This window comes from Psychrobacter sp. CAL346-MNA-CIBAN-0220 (assembly GCF_040309805.1).
Classification (GTDB): domain Bacteria; phylum Pseudomonadota; class Gammaproteobacteria; order Pseudomonadales; family Moraxellaceae; genus Psychrobacter.
Map to the genome: position 1 here is coordinate 1 of NZ_JBEOPF010000630.1, position 244 is coordinate 244.

1 protein-coding gene is annotated in these 244 nt (G+C 41.8%); it reads left to right on the forward strand.

The features are described from left to right. On the forward strand, positions 1-244 hold a 244-nt coding region (locus AAEY88_RS15090), incomplete at both ends, for a succinylglutamate desuccinylase/aspartoacylase family protein (protein ID WP_350563700.1).

Below are 244 nucleotides of genomic sequence, written 5' to 3' on the forward strand. Positions count from 1 at the left end.
GTGCACGGAAACGAAACCGCACCAATCGAAATATGCGACGAATTAATTAAACAAATAATCGCCGGTGAGCTGCTCTTAAAGCAGCGCGCTTTATTTATTTTTGGTAATCCGCAATCAATTAATATTGGTTTGCGTTTTGTAGAAGAAAACCTTAACAGGTTGTTTAATGGCCACCATAGCGTAGACGGCGTACCAATGAATAACGAACGTACCCGTGCAGCCAAATTAGAGCAGTACGTAAGTG